The organism is Endozoicomonas sp. ONNA2 (assembly GCF_024606365.1).
Taxonomy (GTDB): Bacteria; Pseudomonadota; Gammaproteobacteria; order Pseudomonadales; family Endozoicomonadaceae; genus Endozoicomonas.
On the sequence record NZ_JAHHPO010000438.1, the window covers coordinates 1 to 6,843 of the forward strand.

At 49.1% G+C, this 6,843-nt stretch carries 7 protein-coding genes; 5 read left to right on the top strand and 2 right to left on the bottom strand.

The window, feature by feature from the left end:
- Window positions 1-187 precede the first annotated feature (187 nt).
- Complete coding sequence (dapA, locus tag KDK14_RS07850; protein ID WP_257264532.1) at window positions 188-1,063, top strand: 4-hydroxy-tetrahydrodipicolinate synthase; 876 nt, start codon at window positions 188-190, stop codon at window positions 1,061-1,063.
- Window positions 1,063-2,247: an outer membrane protein assembly factor BamC gene (gene bamC / locus KDK14_RS07855; protein WP_257264533.1), complete on the top strand. Its 1,185-nt coding sequence runs from the start codon at window positions 1,063-1,065 to the stop codon at window positions 2,245-2,247. The genes dapA and bamC overlap by 1 nt, the downstream gene beginning before the upstream one ends.
- Window positions 2,248-2,553: 306 nt before the next feature.
- Here bamC and KDK14_RS07860 read toward each other — a convergent pair whose 3' ends face one another.
- Window positions 2,554-3,663 (bottom strand): phosphoribosylaminoimidazolesuccinocarboxamide synthase, encoded by a 1,110-nt coding sequence (locus tag KDK14_RS07860; RefSeq protein WP_257264534.1) that lies wholly within the window; start codon window positions 3,661-3,663, stop codon window positions 2,554-2,556.
- Between the two features lie 592 nt (window positions 3,664-4,255).
- Complete coding sequence (locus tag KDK14_RS07865) at window positions 4,256-4,462, bottom strand: hypothetical protein (protein WP_257264535.1); 207 nt, start codon at window positions 4,460-4,462, stop codon at window positions 4,256-4,258.
- A 27-nt stretch (window positions 4,463-4,489) separates the two neighbouring features.
- Here KDK14_RS07865 and KDK14_RS07870 point away from each other — a divergent pair, with 27 nt between their 5' ends.
- From KDK14_RS07870 to KDK14_RS07880, 3 genes are all read left to right on the top strand, one after another.
- Window positions 4,490-4,903: a tetratricopeptide repeat protein gene (locus tag KDK14_RS07870; RefSeq protein ID WP_257264536.1), complete on the top strand. Its 414-nt coding sequence runs from the start codon at window positions 4,490-4,492 to the stop codon at window positions 4,901-4,903.
- A 405-nt stretch (window positions 4,904-5,308) separates the two neighbouring features.
- Window positions 5,309-6,184, top strand: coding sequence for a hypothetical protein (locus KDK14_RS07875; RefSeq protein ID WP_257264537.1), 876 nt, complete (start codon window positions 5,309-5,311; stop codon window positions 6,182-6,184).
- Window positions 6,185-6,264: 80 nt separating this feature from the next.
- Window positions 6,265-6,816 carry an IS607 family transposase gene (locus tag KDK14_RS07880; protein WP_257264538.1) on the top strand — a complete coding sequence of 184 codons (552 nt, stop codon included), beginning with the start codon at window positions 6,265-6,267 and terminating at the stop codon, window positions 6,814-6,816.
- Window positions 6,817-6,843: the final 27 nt, after the last annotated feature.

Here is a 6,843-nt window from a genome sequence, read left to right on the forward strand (position 1 = left end):
TCCTGCGTCGCCCTGACTCCCACATCCATGTGGTCGTGCGCGAGATTCGGGGCAGTTGATGAAATATCCGGGTCAAGTCTTTAAGGAGGCTTTTTCTCCAAACAGCTGGAGAGTGATGGATTTCGGTCTTGTGCATGTAAAGGGGCATGAGTAACATTACGCAAGATTTTGCCTTAGGAGTGAACTGATGATTACCGGGAGCCTGGTGGCAATTGTTACCCCCATGTTTGGCAATGGTGAGCTGGACTGGGAGAGTATGCAAGCCCTTGTGGAGCATCATATTGACCAGGGAACCGATGGGATCGTAGTGGTGGGTACTACGGGTGAGTCAGCCACCTTGACGGTGCAGGAACATTGTGAAGCGTTACAATGGATGGTGGATCAGGTTAATGGCCGGATTCCAGTGATTGCCGGTACCGGGGCGAACTCAACCGCTGAGGCAGTTCATCTGACGGCGGAAGCCAAGGCATTGGGTGTCGATGCCTGTTTGTTGGTGACACCGTATTACAACAAGCCTACCCAGGAAGGGCTTTACCTTCATTACAAAACGGTGGCTGAATCGGTCGCGATTCCCCAGATTCTCTATAATGTTCCCGGCCGAACAGCAGTGGATCTGCTGCCCCAAACCATTGGTCGCCTGAGTCAACTGGATAATATTGTCGGTGTCAAGGAAGCTACCGGCATGGTAGAGCGTGGCAAACAGATTCGTGAGTTGTGTGGTGATGATTTTGCCATCTACTCCGGTGATGATGCTACCAGTATGGAGCTGATGCTCCAGGGTGCCAATGGTGTTATCTCTGTGGTCAACAATGTTGCGCCCGGGATTATGCATGAATTGTGTGTTGCTGCGCTGGCAGGCGATCGCAGCACAGCGCAAGCACTCAATGCCCGGATTGCAGCATTGAGCAGTCAGCTCTTTCTGGAAGCCAATCCGATTCCAGTAAAATGGGCATTAAAGGAGATGGGGATGATCAAGGAAGGTATTCGATTACCATTGACGCCCCTTTCGGAGTGTTATCACTCTGATGTCAGAAGTGCACTGCAAAAGGCGGGGTTGATTTGATGGTTCCAGGTCAAAGGATCAGTGAGTGGCAAAGCTATAGCCGGTTGGGCCTGTCTGTTGCGATCAGCGCATTGGTGCTGACCGGTTGTGCCAACCCATTTGGCCAGCAGGGGTATCTTCGGGATCGTGCCGGAGACTACACCGAGGCGCGGACCACCAGGCCCATCACCTTACCGGCGGGATCCCGGGCCAGAGAGCTGGGGGATATTCTGATGATTCCTGAGGCGGGCCTGCCTGACCAGAAACTGCCACGGAAGTTCGAAGTTCCCAGGCCTTCCCGGCGATTGGTGTTGAAAGAAGGTGATCAATACAGTATCGAACGCAATGGCAGCCAGGAATGGTTATTCATTGATCGTGAACCCGGTGAAGTGTGGCCTGATGTGCTGGGTTATATTGAAAAGCTGGTGGAAGAGCAGGGTATGGCCATCGCTGGCACAGAGTTTGCCAAAGGCATTGTTGAGACCCGGTGGCAGGATTTTGGCAACGATAAAGAACACGGTGTGATGTATCGGACATTGGGCAAGTTGTTTGCTGCTGATGATCTTGAGCCGATGGAAGACCGCTTTCGCTTTGTGGTTCGCAATGGGCTGAAAGTCGGAACCACTGAGGTATATGTTTATCATCAGGGACGACCATTGGCGAAAAAAGGAAAACCCTCTTCGGTTCCTGAGAACTGGGATAACCTGGGAGAGCGAAGCAAGCGTAAGGCTAATGATGTGCTGGCAGAGCTGCTGGTTTACCTGGCGCGGGATGATGCTCGCTCATCGGTTTCTCAAGCCCGGGGAGTTGATATTGCTTCAGTGGCAGAATCGGGCCGGGATGGTAATGGCAACCCGGTGCTGACGGTTCGGGGCTTGTCCTATGCCCGTGTGTGGGATGCCGTTGCCCAATCTATGGATAAGGCTGGGCTAAAGGTTGTGGACCGTAACCGTTCAGCCGGTCTCTTTTATCTGGCTGACAGTGTTCCGCAATTGGCACAGCAGCAACAGAAAAAGCGCTTCTGGTCAGGGTGGTTCAGTAATGGTGAAAAAACCGATGTTGCTGATGAGCCAAAGATGTTGACGGTCAGGGTGAGTAATTACCCTGAGGCGGTTCAGCTTTCTGTAGAAAAGGATGTTAATACCTCAGCCCCTGCAGATGTCAGCCAGAGATTGCTCAACGTGATTGAGGACAACCTTCGATGACAACCTTCGATAAACTTACTCTGTAAAAGCAGGCTTGGTATTCTTTAAGCGCCTCCTCCCAGACTCGGGATGTGAAAGACAGAACCACGAAGAGCACAAATGCCCATGGCGCGTGAAAATATTATGCGCCACCCCAGCGGTGAAAAATGGTTGAGCAAAATATTTTTCACGCAAAAGAAGAGATTTTCTTTTCCTCCGTGCTCTTGGTGTCCTTTGTGGTTCCATCCGAAACCCATGGATAATGTATGCTTGATGCCCTCTCAGAGTGCTTTTGTTCATCGGTTATTCGTGAACGCCCGTTGTGGGCTATGTGGCATCAATCAAACCATACGCTTTATCCAGAATCTCAATAATCTCTGCTTTGGGGTGTTCCGAGAGATTGAGAGGTTTTCCGATAATCTTTTCGGCGATGTCGGTATAGGTTTTGGCAAGGTCCATCAATGCGCTTTCCGGTAAGGCATGGTGTCTGGCCAGGGCTTCCCGCTGTGGCATTCTCTCTTTATTCAGCAGGATATCCGGATCAGGGAAGTGGTTAAGCAGAAACTGCCTGAAGCTCTCTTTGGAATTTTCAATCACCAGACCTTGACGATAGGCTTCACCGTCCCACATTCTCGATGAGTCAGGCGTACCAACCTCATCCATATAAATCAGCTTTTCCTGCCCACGGGCATCAGTGACATAACCAAATTCAAATTTGGTGTCGACAAAAATCTGGTCAAGGGCTGCCAGGGACTGGCTGATAACCCGGAAGCCTTCGCGAAGCAGGGTTTCGTAACGGTCAATATCGTCAGGATGACGAAAATGGAAAGCCGTGAAATTATCTTCAAGGTCCTGACGGGTAATATTGACGTCATCAGCCTCAGGCACTTTGGGAATGCCTTCCAGCACACCTTTGGTTGATGGGGTAATCAGTAGCTCTGGCAGTTGTTGATTTTGCTCCAGCCCTTCTGGAAGTCGTATGCCGCAGAACTCACGCACGCCAGTACTGTATGCCCGCCACATTGAGCCGGTAAGATATTGACGACCGATGGCTTCAATCATCACGGGTTGTGCTTTCTGGACAATCCAGACCAGCGGATGAGGGGTATCCAGAATATGGCTGTCAGCCAGGCCCTGCTGCCTGAAGAGATCGAACCAGTGGTTAGAGATAGCATTAAGGGCGGCACCTTTGCCGGGGATACCATTGAGTCCCCCTTCACCATGCCAGATACAGTCAAAAGCACTGATGCGGTCAGAAATAACCATAATGGCCAGTGGTGCATCTGCGGCGACATCATACCCTTGTTCCTTGATCAGCCGTCGGCTGTCAGCTTCGCCAAGCCAGTAAACTGATCGCACCTTGCCAGAGTGAACAGGACGGTCAGTACGGATCGGGAGGTCGTTGTTAACGGCCAGGACCATATCAGCAAGACTCATGGCAGCTACCTGTTCTTTCTTAAGAATAATGGTGGTGGTTCAACTATACCCGGGCAAGGTGTGGCTGTTGATTCTCAAGTCCGAAATCATAGCAAACTGCCTGCATTGTCGGTACAGAAAAAACGAGCAGAACGATGATACAGATTTGGGAATACACAGTTTGAGTATGTTTGGTTAATAACTGTTCGTTATTAAGGCTTTGTTCCCGGAATTTGCCCGGTTGTCGCTGGGCGCTGGTTAAAAGAGGTAGTGAAATTTTTTTATGCACAAATGTCAAGTGATTGGCATGTATTTTTTTCTGACTGCGATAAGTGACTGATTTTGTGGGTTCTTATCCTAAGTATCTGAAAAATATAGAGAAAAAATAGGTCAAAAAACAACCAGTTTAATGAAGAATTAGTAAACATCGGTCTTTGTGACGGGTTGTGGTGGGTCATCCACAAACTTATCCACAGATTCTGTGGGTAAAATAATTTTGGCAGTACCGGGTTGCAGCCTGATTATATAAAGTACTGTTAATTCCAAGATATTCTTAAAGAAGTCGTTTGTGCTGTCGGGTTGATTCTCCGCTGGCTTGCGGCGAAGTGTTTAATTACATTGCATCAGGGGGTACCTGGTCGCCAAAAAACGGCGGGTTAAAAATGTCGGCAAAGGCTTTATCGTCAGTGGCAAGTATCATTATTATTGCAGTCAGAAGAGCAGCTTCGGGCAGTGCTGGATCCCTTGACCATGAGTCCGGCCGACATGATTCGTCAGCAGGTTGCGGCGCTGATGGCTGACGGCGAGGCAGGTCAGGCACTGGAGCTACTCCAGAAGATTTTGCAGGATGAGCCATGCCCTGCAAGTATTGCAGTTGAATCTACTGCTGGAGCTGGGGCGTATTGATCAAGCCCGTAAGCTAATGTCTGAACTTCCGGCAGATGCAGAAGGCATTGCCCAGCTCAAAGCCAAGCTCTCTTTCTACGAAATGGTTGCCGATGCCCCTGCTCAAAATGCCCTGGAAACCAGGCTGACCGACAACGAAAATGATCATGAGGCTCGCTACCAGCTGGCGATTCGGTTGGTGATTGCTGACCAGAATGAACAGGCGCTGGAAAATTTACTGACGATTGTTCGCCGGGATCGTGAGTTCCGAGAAGACGGTGCCAGGCTGCTGATGTTACAGGTGTTTGATCAGCTGGGGCAGGGTAATCTGATCGCCAAACGCTATCGCGGCAAGCTATTTGGTTTGCTGCACTGATTTTGTTTCACCAAATCGTGATCCTCTGCCCTATTCTCGGACTGCCTTCTGGAATCTTCGTACTATTTTTCCTGAACTTTATATTGATTCCGTGGTCAAAAGAAACATTGAAGTAATTTTTTTCACCCAAATTGTTGTCGATTCAACAACTGAATCTGGAGGTAAATTATGAATTTTGTTTACACTGGGGCGGCTGCAATCGGCAGTGCTGTCGCGTATGTCCTCGAACAAGCCTTGCGCCCGATCAACTATTTTTGCGGCCGGGTTGTAGCGGGGTTATCAACAGTCAAACAAAAACTGTTCGGCTCCGCCCGGGACAGTCAGCCATCCGCCACTGACCTTAACCAACGGTCGGTTACAATACCGGGTGTTGGCCAGTGTCCCCTGACGGGCGAACCATCGGTAATGGCCAGTAATATTCGCCGCTTACGCAGTGCTGCCAGTCTCGATGTGTATCAGGTGTCTGTTGATCCCGGAGCACCGGTTAATTTCCCCCGGGACATCAACATAGGGCTTCTGGGGGCCGGACCAAACGCGGGAAAATCGGAGTTGATTAATCTTCTACATGAAGTGGATGTTGATGCAGGGCGGTTGGATCAGACGAACGATGGTTCTGTTAAAGTCAGAAATGAGGATGAATCTCCAAGTAATTCCCTCTCTACATCAGACGAGAATGTTTCCAAGACTGACAGTTCTGAAAAGCCAATTAAACTGAACGATAGTGCATCTGAAGCATCCACTCCGGATGTTAATACGACCGACGCAGCCACACAAAAAGCCAAACACGTCAAAGTCCCGGTATCATGCCATTCTTCAGGTCAACGGGACACCCTCCGCTATCAGCTAGGGGAAAAACCCATTTATTTGTGTGAAATTCCAGAGATCACGGAATATCATGACCCGAAGGCAATGGCCAGACGTTCAGGCCTGCTCGCCTATGATGCGGTGGTGGTGGTTATTCCGCATTATACACAACCTTCTAACGTTACTGCGACCATGATAAAGCAGGTGAAAGAAGCAGGTATTCCTCTCTATTTTGTTTGCACCAAAACAGATGTGGCTATGCGCAATGAACAAAGACGGAAGGAGCCCGGGACTTATCAGGATCATACCGCCAAGCTTAAGAAACATCTAAAGCAACTTTTCCAAGATTACACCGGATTAAATATCTGGAATGACAAGATTTTTATGAGCGGCTACCTTTTCGAAGACAGAAAATTTGATTTGAAAGAACTAAAACAGCTTTTTGGTAACGTCCAGAAAATAATAAGGGATGAGTAATGGCGACTTGCCGACGGGGTAGTGCTGGCTGGTTAAAAATAGTCTTGAATAATCTATGATTTTCAGCATGATCCACCATTATGAATAAGAGATTGGTTAAGATTGGTGAAGCCGCTCGTTTATTGGGTACTGACCACTCAGCATTGAGAAAGTGGGAGAGTACCGGTGAACTGCTTCCAGCCAGAAAAACCAAGGGCGGCACACGTTATTATGATGTTGCTGAACTCATGGGGTTCAGCAACGAAGCTGCACCAACACTCTGCTACTGCCGTGTATCCAGCCACGATCAAAAAGCCGATCTGGACAGGCAACAAGAACTACTGGAAGCATATTGCTCTGCCAAGGGTTGGCGAACTCAGGTGATCCGAGATCTTGGTTCCGGCATGAACTACCGAAAGAAAGGCCTGAACCTGTTGCTTGAGCTGATCATGAAACGGCAAATCAAAAGACTGGTATTATCCCACAAGGACAGACTTCTTCGGTTCAGCGCTGAGCTGGTCTTTTCGCTCTGTGATATACAGGGCATTGAAATTATCATCATTCACAATGGCGACCAGCCATCGTTTGAAGGGGCCGACCAACCGGAAGAGCTGGCTGATGATGTACTGGAACCTGAATCCGTAAGGTTTTGATTGCACCGGAAGAATTTTACCAATTTA

Bases quoted from the DNA above. Each gene is read 5' to 3' on its own strand.
- dapA (WP_257264532.1), top strand. From the start codon at position 188: ATGATTACCGGGAGCCTGGTGGCAATTGTTACCCCCATGTTTGGCAAT.
- KDK14_RS07870 (WP_257264536.1), top strand. From the start codon at position 4,490: ATGAGCCATGCCCTGCAAGTATTGCAGTTGAATCTACTGCTGGAGCTG.
- bamC (WP_257264533.1), top strand. From the start codon at position 1,063: ATGGTTCCAGGTCAAAGGATCAGTGAGTGGCAAAGCTATAGCCGGTTG.
- KDK14_RS07880 (WP_257264538.1), top strand. From the start codon at position 6,265: ATGAATAAGAGATTGGTTAAGATTGGTGAAGCCGCTCGTTTATTGGGT.
- KDK14_RS07875 (WP_257264537.1), top strand. From the start codon at position 5,309: ATGGCCAGTAATATTCGCCGCTTACGCAGTGCTGCCAGTCTCGATGTG.
- KDK14_RS07860 (WP_257264534.1), bottom strand. From the start codon at position 3,663: ATGAGTCTTGCTGATATGGTCCTGGCCGTTAACAACGACCTCCCGATC.